Source organism: Marinomonas sp. SBI8L (genome assembly GCF_001624705.1).
Classification (GTDB): domain Bacteria; phylum Pseudomonadota; class Gammaproteobacteria; order Pseudomonadales; family Marinomonadaceae; genus Marinomonas.
In genome coordinates, this window is record NZ_JSEO01000003.1 from 298,390 (window position 1) to 313,194 (window position 14,805).

13 protein-coding genes are annotated in these 14,805 nt (G+C 42.4%); 11 read left to right on the forward strand and 2 right to left on the reverse strand.

Annotated elements, in window-relative coordinates:
• Positions 1-155: 155 nt before the first annotated feature.
• From OA91_RS05480 to OA91_RS05530, 11 genes are all read left to right on the forward strand, one after another.
• On the forward strand, positions 156-416 hold the full coding sequence (locus OA91_RS05480) for a DUF5062 family protein (RefSeq protein WP_046018177.1): 261 nt from the start codon (positions 156-158) through the stop codon (positions 414-416).
• A gap of 220 nt (positions 417-636) precedes the next feature.
• Positions 637-990 (forward strand): metalloregulator ArsR/SmtB family transcription factor, encoded by a 354-nt coding sequence (locus tag OA91_RS05485; RefSeq protein ID WP_082827791.1) that lies wholly within the window; start codon positions 637-639, stop codon positions 988-990.
• A 19-nt stretch (positions 991-1,009) separates the two neighbouring features.
• The gene (locus tag OA91_RS05490) at positions 1,010-2,020 is read left to right on the forward strand and encodes an ArsJ-associated glyceraldehyde-3-phosphate dehydrogenase (protein ID WP_063336657.1); all 1,011 of its coding nucleotides are present in this window, start codon (positions 1,010-1,012) and stop codon (positions 2,018-2,020) included.
• Between the two features lie 31 nt (positions 2,021-2,051).
• Positions 2,052-3,344, forward strand: a complete 1,293-nt coding sequence (gene arsJ, locus OA91_RS05495) for an organoarsenical effux MFS transporter ArsJ (RefSeq protein WP_063336889.1) — start codon at positions 2,052-2,054, stop codon at positions 3,342-3,344.
• Between the two features lie 302 nt (positions 3,345-3,646).
• On the forward strand, positions 3,647-4,774 hold the full coding sequence (locus tag OA91_RS05500) for an ABC transporter ATP-binding protein (protein WP_063336658.1): 1,128 nt from the start codon (positions 3,647-3,649) through the stop codon (positions 4,772-4,774).
• Complete coding sequence (locus OA91_RS05505) at positions 4,767-5,915, forward strand: ABC transporter ATP-binding protein (RefSeq protein WP_063336659.1); 1,149 nt, start codon at positions 4,767-4,769, stop codon at positions 5,913-5,915. Before OA91_RS05500 ends, OA91_RS05505 begins: the two co-directional genes overlap by 8 nt.
• A 57-nt stretch (positions 5,916-5,972) precedes the next feature.
• A complete protein-coding gene (locus OA91_RS05510; protein ID WP_046018182.1) occupies positions 5,973-6,839 on the forward strand; it encodes a carbohydrate ABC transporter permease in 867 nt (288 codons plus the stop codon).
• Between the two features lie 97 nt (positions 6,840-6,936).
• A complete protein-coding gene (locus tag OA91_RS05515) occupies positions 6,937-7,713 on the forward strand; it encodes a carbohydrate ABC transporter permease (RefSeq protein WP_046018256.1) in 777 nt (258 codons plus the stop codon).
• 10 nt (positions 7,714-7,723) lie between these two features.
• Entirely contained in the window at positions 7,724-7,996 is a 273-nt protein-coding gene (locus tag OA91_RS05520) for a DUF2160 domain-containing protein (protein WP_009832728.1), read from the forward strand.
• 121 nt (positions 7,997-8,117) lie between these two features.
• Positions 8,118-9,863 carry an ABC transporter substrate-binding protein gene (locus OA91_RS05525; RefSeq protein ID WP_046018183.1) on the forward strand — a complete coding sequence of 582 codons (1,746 nt, stop codon included), beginning with the start codon at positions 8,118-8,120 and terminating at the stop codon, positions 9,861-9,863.
• A gap of 315 nt (positions 9,864-10,178) precedes the next feature.
• Positions 10,179-11,555 (forward strand): glycine--tRNA ligase, encoded by a 1,377-nt coding sequence (locus OA91_RS05530; protein ID WP_063336660.1) that lies wholly within the window; start codon positions 10,179-10,181, stop codon positions 11,553-11,555.
• Positions 11,556-11,650: 95 nt separating this feature from the next.
• Here OA91_RS05530 and OA91_RS05535 read toward each other — a convergent pair whose 3' ends face one another.
• On the reverse strand, positions 11,651-12,364 hold the full coding sequence (locus OA91_RS05535; RefSeq protein ID WP_063336661.1) for a transporter substrate-binding domain-containing protein: 714 nt from the start codon (positions 12,362-12,364) through the stop codon (positions 11,651-11,653).
• Between the two features lie 162 nt (positions 12,365-12,526).
• Positions 12,527-14,647 (reverse strand): methyl-accepting chemotaxis protein, encoded by a 2,121-nt coding sequence (locus tag OA91_RS05540; protein WP_063336662.1) that lies wholly within the window; start codon positions 14,645-14,647, stop codon positions 12,527-12,529.
• Between the last annotated feature and the right edge of the window lie 158 nt (positions 14,648-14,805).

Consider the following 14,805-nt stretch of genomic DNA (forward strand, 5'->3'; position numbering starts at 1 on the left):
TTTGACCTTAAATGAATCTGAATGAGTTCTTATTCTGATAGCCCTTTAAGCGCAAGGTTAAAGACGCTAGAGTAGTAGGCATAGAAGCGCAAAACTCCTTCTTAATTTTGTTTAAATGGATTCAATAAATAGCGTTGTCTTTTGGAGAGTACTAAATGAAAAAGATTAAAAATGAGGCCCAGTTAGCTAAAAAAGCGATTGAAGTGGGTGAAAAGTATGCTCTAAAACGAGGTTATTCAGGCTTTCAAGCCACTATGTCGGCGAATGAAAAAGTAGAAGTTTTATATCGATTACTAGTTCAAGATAAACTCTTGGTTGCACTACCACCGGATAAAGAAGATTTACCTAATATGAAACACAAGCTCGCACTTTGGATCCAAAAAGTGCTACCCAAAGATGACCCTTTACTTGCTTAGGTTGCTTACAACGTATTCCAAGCTTCCCTAGTTAATTATTAAGATGATCTGAGTTGAGCTTAGATCATCAGCACTCCCTATTCATTTCTCACTTAATCACTGCTTTTACCTGACCTTTCTCACGCATTTATTTAGCTCGGTATTTAATTTTTCTTGTATATCTGTTTTTTCATATATATGATTATTCGTATATTTAAAAAGCATATATAAGGAAGCGCATTTGGACGCTATTACATTATTAAAATGCCTAGGGGATTCAACCCGCTTACGCATCTTACTTTTGACGTTAGAAGAGTCAGAGTTATGTGTTTGTGAGTTTGTTGAAGCGCTAGATTTGAGCCAACCTAAAATATCTAGGCATCTTGCTCTAATGAAAACCGCTAACCTTTTGAGCGATAGACGTCAGGGCCAGTGGATTCATTACCGCATAAATGAAGCCTTGCCTCAGTGGGCATTAAACATCATTGATAATGCGGCTGAGGGTTATAAAGAAGCGTTGAAACCGGATAAAGCGCGATTGGCGAAAATGGGTGATAGGCCAGAGCGCGTCATAAAGTGCTGTAACAATGATTAAAAACTAAGTGAGAAAAAAGATGACGATTAAAGTAGGTATAAACGGTTTTGGACGCATGGGTCGCTTAGCATTACGTGCCGCTTGGGATTGGCCTGAATTGGATTTTGTTCAAATTAACGATCCAGCAGGTGACGCGACAGCCTTGGCTCACTTGTTAAATTATGACTCTGTTCAAGGGACTTGGCAGCATACCGCTGAGGCCGAGGGTGATGAAATTCACATTGGCAGTAAGCTGATTAAAACTTCACAAAATAAAACGATTGCCGAAACTGACTGGTCTGCTTGTGACCTTGTCATTGAAGCATCCGGTAAGATGAATAAGAAAGCACGTCTTGAAGCTTATCTTGAACAGGGCGTGAAGCGTGTCGTTGTTACTGCACCGGTTAAAGAAGAGGGCGTACTCAATGTAGTAATGGGTGTAAATGATGAGGCCTATGACAAAGAAGTGCATAAAATTGTCACCGCAGCGTCTTGTACTACCAACTGTCTTGCACCTGTAGTGAAAGTGATCCATGAGTCACTGGGTATCAAGCATGGCTCAATGACCACTATTCACGATATAACCAATACCCAAACTATTTTAGATGCACCTCATAAAGACTTACGTCGAGCTCGTGCCTGTGGCCAAAGTTTGATCCCGACAACAACAGGTTCTGCTACCGCGATTACTCACATTTTTCCTGAGTTAAAGGGCAAGCTGAATGGCCATGCTGTGCGTATTCCTTTGGCAAATGCGTCTTTGACAGATTGTGTTTTTGAAGTAAATAAGGCCACAAGCCAAGCTGAAGTAAACCAATTATTACAAGCCGCAGCAGATGGTGAGCTTAAAGGAATTCTAGGTTACGAAGAAAAACCATTAGTGTCAGTGGATTATAAAGGTGACCCACGTTCGGGCATAGTGGATGCCCTATCCACCATGGTGGTTAATGATACTCAGGTAAAAGTGTATGTTTGGTATGACAATGAGTGGGGCTATGCCAACCGAGCAGCTGAATTAGCCCTGAAAGTCGGCTTGTCTGATCAATCATAAGTGAGCTAACCCAGAGTCATTGACGATGCAGATGATAGAAAAATTTAAACAATTGCCTGAATTATTCAGGCAATACCTTTTAGTAACAACAAACTATTGGTGCTTTACCTTGACCGATGGTGCCTTACGTATGCTGGTGGTGCTCTATTTTTATCAGTTAGGTTATGGGGCATTAGAGATAGCACTTTTATTTGTTTTCTATGAGTTTTTCGGCGTAGTAACCAACCTCTTTGGAGGCTGGTTAGGAGCAAGAATTGGCTTAAATCGAACCATGAATATTGGTTTGTTTATACAGGTTCTGGCCCTTGCTATGTTGCTTGTACCGCACGTGTATCTCACGGTTGCTTGGGTAATGGCAGCGCAGGCTTTATCAGGAATTGCTAAAGATCTGAATAAAATGAGTGCTAAGAGTGCCGTGAAATCTCTCGCTAACTTTAAGTTTGATGATAAGGGGCAAAACGCTCTCGCACTGAATGCCGCAACAGAAGCGCGTCTGTTTAAATTGGTTGCGGTGTTAACGGGTTCTAAAAATACCCTAAAAGGTGTTGGTTTTTTTCTGGGTGGCGTTTTATTGGCGCTCCTTGGTTTCCAAGGTGCCGTACTGGCTATGATGGTGCTTTTAACTTTTATCTTGATTGTGAGTTTACGGCGTCTCAAACAAAACCTAGGTAAAGCAAAAAACAAACCTAAGTTCAAAGAGATCTTTTCGAAGAGCCGTGCCATCAATATATTATCAGCAGCCAGATTGTTTTTGTTTTGTGCACGTGATGTTTGGTTTGTCGTGGCTTTACCTGTTTATCTTGCTTCTGAAATAGGTTGGGAGCATGAATGGGTAGGTGGCTTCTTAGCGACCTGGGTGATCATTTATGGGTTAGTGCAATCGGGCGCACCTAACTTGATTAACCGTTTTTCAGCAAAAGCGGCAAACGCTTCTAATAAAGAAGCCAAAATGGCTTGCTTCTGGGGCCTAGTGTTAACACTGATTACAGCCTTAATTGCATTAGGTTTAGTCAGCGAACTCTCTGCATTCTGGGTCTTGATGATTGGCTTAGCAGGCTTTGCGGTCGCTTTTGCGATTAATTCCTCTTTGCATAGTTTTTTGATCGTGCACTATGCCAGTGATGATGGTGTTTCGCTAGATGTTGGCTTTTATTATATGGCGAATGCTGTGGGGCGCTTACTTGGTACTTTAATGTCAGGCTACCTTTATCAAAGCTATGGTTTAGAAGCCTGTATCGGCTTTTCAGTCGGCCTGCTTTTTGTAGCAAGCCTGATAGCGATCGCGTTACCAAATCAAGAAACTAAAGCTAAGCAAACAGCCTAGCTTTCTGCTAAAAAGCGGCTTTGATTGTGCATCAAAAGCCGCTTAACTCTTCCTGTAAAACTGTTCATTCTAGTGTTCAACTGAACACTCCTGAACAAGCTGAACACTGATTAGCTGTTCACTTCTCATCATGCTTTTTTCATATTTAGTCGTTCGAAAATTAAATAAATCCAATAAAAACATATGTTTATTTCATTTTTGTGACTTTTGGCACGCCCCTTGAATTAGTTCTAAGACACGTTTTACAAAGTGCAGTACTTTTTGCACACAGTGACAACAACAATAAATAAACTGGAAATACCATGTCTTTGACTCTTGATAAGATAACTAAGGTAGTTGATGGTGAACTGCACATTAATGATGTGAACCTCAACTTCGAACCTGGCTCCTTTAATGTTTTGCTTGGTCGTACACTGGCCGGTAAAACCACTTTAATGCGCTTGATGGCTGGTCTTGAAAAACCAACATCTGGCCGTGTCCTAATGAATGGTGCTGATATGACGGGCGTACCTGTACGTCAACGTAATGTCTCAATGGTGTATCAGCAATTTATCAATTACCCCAATTTAAGTGTCTATGACAATATCGCTTCGCCGTTACGTTTGGCTGGTGATGATAAACAAACCATAGATAGAAAGGTGCGAGAAACGGCAGAAATTCTTCGCATTGAAAACTTCTTAACTCGTATGCCATTAGAGCTATCCGGTGGTCAGCAACAACGTACCGCCATGGCACGCGCCTTGGTTAAAGATGCGGACTTAATCTTATTTGATGAACCCCTAGTTAACCTTGACTACAAGTTACGTGAAGAGCTGCGCCAAGAAATGCGCGAGTTATTTAAGGTGCGTAATACCATCGCCGTGTATGCGACGACCGAACCAAACGAAGCGTTAGCTCTCGGTGGTACCACAACTGTGTTACATGAAGGTCGCGCTATTCAGTATGGTGAAACTGCCGAAGTTTATAACTTCCCAGATACGGTTGCCTGCGCTGAGCTTTTCTCCGAGCCACCATTAAATCTGACTAAAGGTGAGATTTCAGACAGTGAAGTGACCTTGGATCAAGCGACTCACTTCCCACTTAATGCTGATCTTGCAGGTCTAGGCCGCGGCAATTACATCTTTGGTGTACGTCCTAGCCATTTAGCACTTTTCCCTGTCAATGAAGATGATTTAGAGATTTCGGTACGTGTTGAACTGGCTGAAATCAGTGGATCAGAAACCTTCTTGCATGTGCGCAATAAGCACCTCTCTTTGGTGTTACATCTGACCGGTATTTACCAATACGAAGTGGATGCTCAAATTAAGGTGTATATGCCAACACACAAAATCTTTGTATTTGATGAAGATGGCAAGATTCTCAAGGTGCCTACTCGGTTGCCCATAGTGAATCAGGCAGGCCAAGTTTCAGGAGGTGTTCAACATGGCTGAGATACATTTAAAACAATTGGCCCATAGTTATAGCGCCAATCCTCAAGGTCATAAGGATTATGCCATTCGTGAGATGGACCATGTATGGGAAAAAGGTGGTGCTTACGCATTACTTGGACCTTCTGGTTGTGGCAAATCGACGCTTTTGAACATTATTTCTGGTTTGGTAACACCATCAGAAGGACAGATCTTATTTGACGGTCATGAAGTGAATGCTTTAACGCCGCAAGAGAGAAATATTGCTCAGGTTTTCCAGTTTCCAGTGATTTACGACACCATGAGTGTGTATGACAACTTGGCATTCCCGCTACGTAATGTGGGTAAATCTGAAGCTGACATCAGCGCGAAAGTAAAAGACATTGCTTACATGCTTGAGCTAGAAGATGTACTCAAGAAAAAAGCGAAAAACTTGACTGCGGATGAAAAGCAAAAGGTATCAATGGGGCGTGGTTTGGTACGTGACGATGTTTCTGCCATTTTGTTTGATGAGCCATTAACTGTTATCGACCCTCATTTGAAGTGGAAGCTGCGTCGCAAGCTTAAGCAGATCCACGAGCAATTCAATATCACCATGGTGTATGTAACCCATGATCAGCTAGAAGCTTCCACTTTTGCTGACAAGATTGCCGTTATGTATGGCGGTCAGGTTGTGCAATTTGGTACCCCAAGAGAACTATTTGAAAAGCCTGAGCATACTTTTGTTGGTTACTTTATTGGTAGCCCAGGTATGAACTTCTTCGATGGCAGTTTTCAGCAGAATGAGCTTTATCTTGAAGGCCATAAGGTGGCGCTTGATGACGAGATGAAGAGCAAACTTGCGGTGACGCCTTACCACGAACTTAAGCTGGGTATTCGCCCTGAGTTTGTTGAAGTTTTAGAAGCCGACAGTCCTTTATTAAGCAACTTAGCTAAGAGCGATAAAGGAGCAGACACCTTATTAGAGAGCTGTGAAAACTGCTTTAAGTGTGAGGTTGTTACGGTCAGTGATCTAGGTACCTACAAGATAGTCTCGCTTAAATTAGGCAATACCGAATTTAAAGCACGCTTACCTGAAGAGCAATCAGTGCCTAGCGGTTCTGTGTATGTGCGCTTCCCAGGAAACTGGTTAAAGGTGTATGCGGACGAATACTTGGTTGATTAATCAGAGCATTAATCTCGTTACAACAATGACCTTGCAAAAACTGCTGAGACTTTTGAAATGAATAAAGTAGAAAATAATAAAGCCTGGTTTTTAGTGTTGCCAGTATTTTTACTGGTGGCCTTTAGTGCCGTCGTGCCACTGATGACAGTGGTTAACTATTCGGTACAAGACATATTTGATGCCTCTAACCGTTACTTTGTAGGGGTGGAGTGGTTTAAAGAAGTATTGCGTGACCCTAGGTTGCATGACTCTTTAATTCGTCAATTTATCTTCTCATTCTGTGTCCTACTGATAGAAGTACCTTTAGGTATTTGTGTCGCACTCATGATGCCTAAAGAAGGGCGCTGGTCAGCATTATGCTTGATCTTGCTTGCCATTCCTTTGCTTATTCCGTGGAACGTTGTCGGTACTATTTGGCAGATCTTTGGCCGAGCTGATATTGGTCTGATGGGTTATTCCCTTAATGCCATTGGTATTGATTATAACTATGCGGGTAACTCTGGTGATGCTTGGGCAACGGTTCTATTGATGGACGTTTGGCACTGGACTTCTTTGATTGCCTTACTTTGCTATTCAGGTTTGCGCGCCATTCCTGATGCTTACTATCAAGCTGCACGTATTGACCGCGCATCTGGCTGGGCCATCTTCCGTTATATCCAGCTACCTAAGCTACAAAGTGTATTGCTGATCGGTATTTTGTTGCGCTTTATGGATAGTTTCATGATTTACACCGAGCCCTTCGTATTAACAGGTGGTGGCCCAGGTAACTCAACAACCTTCTTGAGCCAGACTTTGACAACCATGGCGATTGGCCAATTCGACCTAGGTCGTGCCGGTGCATTCTCCCTTATTTACTTCCTAATCATCCTATTGGTGAGTTGGTTGTTATACACAGCAATGACACATGTAGAGAAAGGGGAATAATATGTCGACTAAAACCCTAAATAGCAGCACTAGTTTTGCTCAAGCAGCGCAGAAAAAGAGAGGCATAGCGCTACCTTTCACTAAAGGTCAGGTGGGCATGGTTTGCTACCTACTATTCGTACTTGTTCCTATTTATTGGTTGTTGAACATGTCGTTCAAAACCAACCAGGAAATTTTGGGTGGCTTATCGCTTTTCCCACAAAATTTCACCTTGGATAATTATCGCGTCATCTTTACTGACCCGACTTGGTATAACGGTTACTTAAACTCAATCTACTATGTGTCACTCAATACCGTGATCTCATTGTTGGTTGCCTTGCCAGCAGCTTATGCCTTCTCTCGTTATAAGTTTGTGGGTGATAAGCATTTGTTCTTCTGGTTACTGACTAACCGTATGTCACCGCCAGCGGTTTTCTTACTGCCATTCTTCCAGCTTTATTCAAGTGTGGGTCTATTTGATACCCATATCGCTGTGGCGTTAGCACATTGTTTGTTTAACGTGCCATTGGCGGTGTGGATCTTAGAAGGCTTTATGTCTGGTGTGCCAAAAGAAATTGATGAAACCGCTTATATCGATGGTTATAGCTTCCCGCATTTCTTCGGCAAGATCTTCCTGCCAATGATTCGCTCAGGCATAGGTGTGACGGCTTTCTTCTGCTTCATGTTTAGTTGGGTAGAGCTGTTATTAGCAAGAACTTTGACCTCGATTGATGCCAAGCCAATTGGTGCTGTTATGACGCGGACAATCACCGCCTCCGGGGTCGACTGGGGGGTCTTAGCCGCCGCCGGTTGTTTAACTATCGTGCCAGGTGTCTTGGTTATCTGGTTTGTTCGTAACCATGTAGCTAAGGGCTTTGCCCTTGGTCGAGTATAGGAGAAAGCATATGAACTGGATGGCTTGGACTTTACCTGTCGCAATCTTTTTCGCCTGTATCGCTGGCATTCTTGTACTCATGACGATCAATGAAATTCGTCATCCTGCGGTCGAGCGTAAAGGTTTCTTACCGATTATGACAACACCTGGAGACAGGTTGTTTATCGGTTTGTTAAGTAGTGCTTTTTTCCATCTATTTGTAGTGGGAGTAAGCGAAATCAGTATTTGGTATCCCTTTGGGATCTCAATTGTTTGGCTTTTGTTTGTACTGAAAAAGGGCTAAATCCTTGGCGTTAGCCAAAGCTTGAACCCAGTACATATACACCGCCTCTTATACCTTCTTAAGAGGCGCTAAAAATTTCAAACACAATGAAGCAAGTAGTACGTCAACTAGTGAGGATTATATGAAATACAATAAAAATAAAGTGTATAAATCGGTGCTAATCGCCAGCGCTATTGGAGCCTGCAGCGCGAGCTGGAACCTCTATGCAGACCAATATCAAGATGCAGCTAAACGCTGGATCAGTGACGAATTCACCGTCTCAACTTTATCGTCCGACCAACAAATGAGTGAGTTTGATTGGTTCACTAAAGCAGCAAAACCATACCGTGGTATGGAAATTAATGTTGCTTCTGAGACGATTGCGACACATGAATATGAAGCAAAAGTGTTAGCTAAAGCTTTCTATGAAATCACAGGGATTAAAGTTAACCATGACTTGATTCAAGAAGGTGATGTGGTTGAAAAACTGCAAACACAAATGCAGTCGGATCGTAATATCTATGATGCTTATGTGAATGACTCTGACTTGATCGGTACTCACTTCCGTTACGGTAAAGTGGTACCTATCAGTGATTTCATGGCAGGTGAAGGTGCGCAAGTAACCAACCCTGACTTGGACCTAGATGATTTCATCGGTATCAGCTTCACCACAGCGCCTGATGGTAAAATCTATCAACTACCTGATCAGCAATTCGCTAACCTTTACTGGTTCCGTGCTGACTGGTTTGAGCGTGAAGACTTAAAAGCTCAGTTCAAATCTATTTATGGTTATGAACTAGGTGTGCCACAAAACTGGTCTGCATACGAAGATATCGCTAAATTCTTCTCTGAAGATGTTGGCACAATCGACGGTAAGAAAGTTTACGGTCACATGGATTATGGTAAAAAAGACCCATCATTGGGCTGGCGTTTCACTGATGCTTGGTTCTCTATGGCGGGTGCTGGTGACAAAGGCATTCCAAACGGTCTACCTGTAGACGAATGGGGTATCCGTATGGAAGATTGCCGCCCTGTTGGTTCAAGTGTGGCTCGTGGTGGTGCGACTAACGGTCCTGCGGCTGTTTATGCAACCACTAAATATGTGGATTGGCTACGTAAGTATGCGCCACCAGAAGCTCAAGGTATGACCTTTGGTGAAGCGGGTCCAGTACCTGCACAAGGTAGCGTTGCTCAGCAAATCTTCTGGTATACAGCTTTCACAGCGGGTATGACCTCTCCAGATCTGCCCGTTGTTAACGAAGACGGTACACCAAAATGGCGTATGGCGCCTTCGCCAAAAGGGCCATATTGGGAAGAAGGTATGAAGTTGGGTTATCAAGACACAGGTTCTTGGACCTTGATGAAGAGTACACCTCTTGATCGTCGTCAAGCAGCTTGGTTGTATGCTCAGTTCACCGTATCTAAGTCTGTATCTTTGAAGAAAACGCTGGTTGGCCTAACACCTATCCGTGAGTCTGATATCAACTCTCCTGAGATGACAGCTGCAGCACCTAAACTAGGTGGTCTAGTTGAATTCTACCGTAGTCCAGCTCGTGTAATGTGGACACCGACTGGTGCGAACGTGCCAGACTATCCTAAGCTAGCTCAGCTATGGTGGCAGTACATTGCAGAAGCGGCTAACGGTGAAAAAACACCTCAAGAAGCTCTGAACGGTTTGGCTAAAGCACAAGATAAAGTACTACAACGTCTTGAGCGTGCTAAAGCGCAAAAAGTATGTGGACCTCAGTTGAACCCAATTAAAGATGAGTCTTATTGGTTAAATCAACCAGGTTCGCCTAAAGCGAAACTTTCTAACGAGAAGCCACAAGGTGTAACAGTGCCTTACAACGACTTGTTGAAAGCTTGGTCTGAAGGTCGTGCGAGCTAATCGACCTTCATAGAGATTGACTCTTTTAGAAGTAAAGGAAGGGACGTGCCTTCCTTAAACCTCCGTTGGCCCTCTTAGTTTTAAGAGGGCCTTTTTTTTCGCCAAGTTTTACTCAGCAGCATCCAATCTTGAATTTCCTTCTATTTTAATTAGCTCAATTGCTTTTACTGTCGAGTTATCTGGCTTAAAGCCGAGCTTGGCATTGAGACAAAAACCCTCAGCGAGTACAATGAGCGGCTATCGACTCTCTCGTCATATGAAAATGCGTGTGAGTCTGACTTTATTTACTAATTCTCTATATAGGTGTGTTTAGAAATGCCAGCTAAAACAATGGATGAACTCGTCTCCCTTTGTAAACGTCGCGGATTTATTTTCCAAGGCAGTGAAATCTACGGTGGTATGCAAGGGGCTTACGATTATGGTCCGCTTGGTGTGGAATTAAAAAACAACCTTAAAAACGCTTGGTGGCGTGCCATGGTTTATGAGCGTGATGACGTTGAAGGTCTAGACGCGGCTATTGTACAAAACAAGCTTGTTTATAAGTATTCAGGTCATGAAGATACTTTCACTGACCCTATGGTTGACTGCCACGAATGTAAATCTCGTATGCGTGCAGACCATATGAAAGACATCAAGGTATGTGATAACTGTGGTTCTTCTGATGTAACAGAACCACGTGATTTCAACCTAATGTTTAAAACAAATGTGGGCCCTATGGTGGATGAGGAGTCTTACACTTACCTTCGTCCTGAAACCGCTCAAGGTATCTTTACCAACTTTAAAAATGTGGTTGATTCAACCTCTCGTGCATTACCTTTTGGTATCGCACAAATTGGTAAATCTTTCCGTAACGAAATCACACCACGTAACTTTATCTTCCGTGTACGTGAATTCGAACAAATGGAATTAGAATTCTTCTGCAAGCCAGGTGAAGACGAAAAATGGCACGAGACTTGGGTCGCTTTGCGTAAGCAATGGTGGTTGGATCAAGGTCTTGGCGAAGAAAATATCGAATTTGAATATGTGACAGGTGATGACCTATCTCACTATTCAAAATCAACTGTGGATATCTTGTACAAGTTTCCACATGGTTTTGAAGAGCTTGAAGGTGTTGCTAACCGTACTGATTACGACCTTGGTTCTCACACTAAAGCACAAGCTGAGTTCGGCATCACAGCAAATGTGAAAGAGAACTCAGACTCAACCGCAAAACTTGCTGTACGTGATTTGGCTGAAAACAAATGGGAAGTGCCATTCTGTATCGAGCCTTCTGCGGGTCTTGATCGTGGTGTATTGGCTGTGATGACAGAAGCCTACACAGAAGAAGATCTAGGTGATGGTAAATCTCGTACTGTACTTAAGTTCAAGCCGCACCTAGCGCCGATTAAAGTCGCTATCATGCCGCTTAAAAAGAACAAGCCTGAGATTGTTGCCCTAGCGAAAGAGCTTAAGAATAAGCTACAGAAGCTAGGTCTAGGTCGTATTCTTTATGAAAACACAGGTAACGTAGGTAAAGGTTACCGTCGTCATGATGAAGTAGGTACACCTATTTGTGTGACTGTTGATTTCGATTCTATCGAGAAAGAAGGTGCACCAGTGACTGTACGTGACCGCGATACGATGGAGCAAATCACAGTACCTGCAGCAGAGCTTGCAAGTTATGTTGTGAACTACTTCATCAACCAAGACTAATTTAAGCTTTTAAACTAGTTCTTAGTTGCTAAAAAACGCCGCTTTATGCGGCGTTTTTTTATGCTGAGAAAATAATATTGTGAGCCTAAGAAGGTTTAAGGTGCCACATACAGTTCGCCTAGCACTTCTTTTAGTTTCCCTGTATTTCTTAATGCTTCTAACCTTGTATTGAAACCTTTGATAAAGCTTGGCTCAACGCCGCGACAGACTAAGGCGTCATTATGGATAGCGATAGGTTGCATCTCGTCATAGTGAAAGCGGTTAGGATCGACTTCTTTAAATGCCTGATAAATATCTGGTGCATAGGCGATCATAGTGTCGATTCTATGAATCGCCAGCATTTTAAAATTTTGCAATAAGCTATTGGTGACTGAGTGGGTAAAATTGCCTGCAGCCACTGCTTTGCCGTAATTCATTCCACGTTCTAGTCCCACTCTTTTTCCAACTAACTGGGTTAACTCGGTATAAACCTCATCTTCGGTAAGACTGAATATATAGGCCTTGGCTCTATTTAACGGTTGAGTTGCTCTGACTTCGTTTCCAAATGAGTAAAAATCAGGATTGAGATTTGCTGGGGATAAACAGCAATTTGTACAGGTTTTAAACTTATTACTTGCTCTGTGATTGGGAAGTACTTGCAGTGAAATAGAATGATTCTCTGGAGTAGCAAGCCTAATAACCTGATCGTAAACACCCTGCTTATCATACTGAAACAAGCCAGGAATAAACTGAACATACAGATTGATTGGCTCAGCTTTAATAGCGCTTGGCAAAAGTATAATGCAATACAGGCAGAGGCGTTTAAACATAGTATCCGTCTTTAAGCCGATGAACTTAGCTTTAATACTATGACCTAAAAGGTGAAGTTTCGAATTTCTTTTAGCTTTTTTGAGCGAGTAAAGTAAAGCTTGAGAGGTGACCCACTTTATAAAAAGATAAAGTGGGTCGTATGATGGGGCAATTAACTTGTCTTAAACTTTAAATTTAGTGACAAGTTGTTTTAGCTCATCCGCATGAAGTTCTAGCTGCTGGCTAGTTTCATTTGAGTTAGTTGCACCTGTTGCTGTTTGAGTTGCAACCGAAGTGATGTTGTTCACATTAGTACTAATGCTATCTGTTACGCTTCTTTGTTGTTCAGCGGCACTGGAAACTTGAATGATAAGGTCATTTACTTCATCGATATTCTGGATGATGTTAACGAGTTTCTCATTAGCTTCTGTTGTCATTGCTTCGGACTCGTGTGCTCTTTCACTGCCCACTTCCATTGAGTTAACGGCTTCTAGCGCACTGGTTTGAAGGCGTTCAATTTTTTCTTGAATTTCAGCCGTTGAATCTTGAGTACGCTTAGCCAGTGAACGAACCTCATCGGCTACTACTGCAAAACCACGACCCTGCTCACCCGCTCGTGCCGCTTCAATCGCAGCATTAAGTGCAAGTAGGTTGGTTTGGTCTGCAATATCACGAATCACATCCATGACAGTGTGAATCTCTTTACTGTCATGGCTAACTCGGTTGATAACTTCGCTGGAGTGTTTAACGTCCTGGGCTAGTGCTTCAATCGAGCTATTTGCTTTATCCAATACTTTTTGGCCTTCAGCGGCAATGGCTTTCATTTGGCCTGTGGAGTCGGCGGCTGTAACTGTGTTGTCTGCTACGTTTTGAGCCGTTGCGCTAAGCTCGGTTACTGCTGATGCTAGCTGCATCACATCTTCTTGCTGTTGGCTTGCTCCTGTTAGGGTTTCTGCAGAAATTCGAGCCGACTGAGTTGCATTTCCTGTGATCTGGTCACTAGAGACAATAACCTGCTTTAGCAAAGGTTGAATCTGGTCAAGGAACTGATTACAAGCATCGCTAAGTTGGCCTAGTTCATCAACTGATTTGTGCTCAAGTCTATGGGTAAAGTCGCCTTGAGCCACTTGTTTCATAAAGCCTGTTAGCTTAACAACAGGTCGAGAAATTTGGCTAGATAACCACCAGATAACGACGATAGAAATCAGCGTAATGAACAAGCCAACCAGAATAAAGCTGATATTTTGTTCAAACTGCTCAGCTTGAGTCATTTCGTTTAGCTCAATAAAGTCAGCTAGAACAACGGCTTTAGGTACACTGATCCAAAGAGACCAGTTAGGAATGTTAGCCCCAACCTTGATACTAATCATGGCCTGGAAGTTATCATCTTCAGGGTCATTAATAAGCTCAAAGCTATCTTGGTTCATATTATTTATGATGTGGTTTGCTTTCTTAGGCAAGAAGTCCTTGATGTTATTACCAGTTTCTTCTCCTTCGCTGTCCGATGCTATGCCACCTCGATTACTTAAAATCAAAACACGGCTATGGCCATCATAAAGTTTGTCACTGAGTTGTTTTGAAATTGCTTCTAAGCTTTTGAGAGAGATATCTAGTCCAGTGATACCCACAAATCTTTGATTAATCAAAATAGGGGTTACCAAGGAGGTAAGTAAAGTATCAACACCACCTACTTCATAGATATAAGGCTCAAGTAGGCAGTTATTGCGACTGTCTTTAGAGCAAAGGTAGTATTCACCAACACGGTCAGTCCCATCAGGGCGGCTAGTATCTTCATAACCGACCAAGGGATCAACCTGAGGTTTACCTAGATTAGAACGAGTCCAGTAAGGAATAAAGCGACCACTGGCATCATAGCCAAGATGGTTTTGGCCTTGATACTTTTCATCTTGGTTATCTAATGCATTTGGTTCCCACAGGGTATAAACCCCAAGAATTTCAGGACGATCTTTAAGCGCACTTTTTAAGATGCCATTAAAGTTATCACGAAGTTGATTCTGAGCCTCTGGCGTCTCTGCACCTTGTTTGAGGCTGATAAAGCTGCGCGCTAGGTCTTCATTAATTAAAAAAGCGCTTTGTAATAGGTTAGTTATATGTTCGGCGCTATTTTCCAAGCGACCCTCTAGTTGATCTTCGAACAAATCGAAAAATACATCCTGAGTATTTTCTTGTACCTGCTCCTGTAATTGCTTTGTCGACAAAATAGAGAAAGCAGAAAGACAAAGTATGGCAATTAGTGTTGCAAGGCCAGTGAAGAGTGAGATTTTTAACTGAATTGATTTCATTAACAAAGCTCTCTTGTTTAAAGTTTAATCAATATTGTGTGGGGGAGTAAAAAAGCCTAAGCATTTCAACTGGTTATTGCTTTTATAACGGGACTGTATAAAACATCAATGTAAGTCATTGTTAAAAAGCGGTTGAATTGTAAACAAAATGTTATGCC

Excerpts from the sequence above, each read along its gene's own strand:
- OA91_RS05510 (WP_046018182.1), top strand. The coding sequence starts at position 5,973 with ATGAATAAAGTAGAAAATAATAAAGCCTGGTTTTTAGTGTTGCCAGTA.
- OA91_RS05530 (WP_063336660.1), top strand. The coding sequence starts at position 10,179 with ATGCCAGCTAAAACAATGGATGAACTCGTCTCCCTTTGTAAACGTCGC.
- OA91_RS05490 (WP_063336657.1), top strand. The coding sequence starts at position 1,010 with ATGACGATTAAAGTAGGTATAAACGGTTTTGGACGCATGGGTCGCTTA.
- OA91_RS05515 (WP_046018256.1), top strand. The coding sequence starts at position 6,937 with ATGGTTTGCTACCTACTATTCGTACTTGTTCCTATTTATTGGTTGTTG.
- OA91_RS05480 (WP_046018177.1), top strand. The coding sequence starts at position 156 with ATGAAAAAGATTAAAAATGAGGCCCAGTTAGCTAAAAAAGCGATTGAA.
- OA91_RS05520 (WP_009832728.1), top strand. The coding sequence starts at position 7,724 with ATGAACTGGATGGCTTGGACTTTACCTGTCGCAATCTTTTTCGCCTGT.
- OA91_RS05525 (WP_046018183.1), top strand. The coding sequence starts at position 8,118 with ATGAAATACAATAAAAATAAAGTGTATAAATCGGTGCTAATCGCCAGC.
- arsJ (WP_063336889.1), top strand. The coding sequence starts at position 2,052 with ATGATAGAAAAATTTAAACAATTGCCTGAATTATTCAGGCAATACCTT.
- OA91_RS05535 (WP_063336661.1), bottom strand. The coding sequence starts at position 12,364 with ATGTTTAAACGCCTCTGCCTGTATTGCATTATACTTTTGCCAAGCGCT.
- OA91_RS05500 (WP_063336658.1), top strand. The coding sequence starts at position 3,647 with ATGTCTTTGACTCTTGATAAGATAACTAAGGTAGTTGATGGTGAACTG.
- OA91_RS05540 (WP_063336662.1), bottom strand. The coding sequence starts at position 14,647 with ATGAAATCAATTCAGTTAAAAATCTCACTCTTCACTGGCCTTGCAACA.
- OA91_RS05505 (WP_063336659.1), top strand. The coding sequence starts at position 4,767 with ATGGCTGAGATACATTTAAAACAATTGGCCCATAGTTATAGCGCCAAT.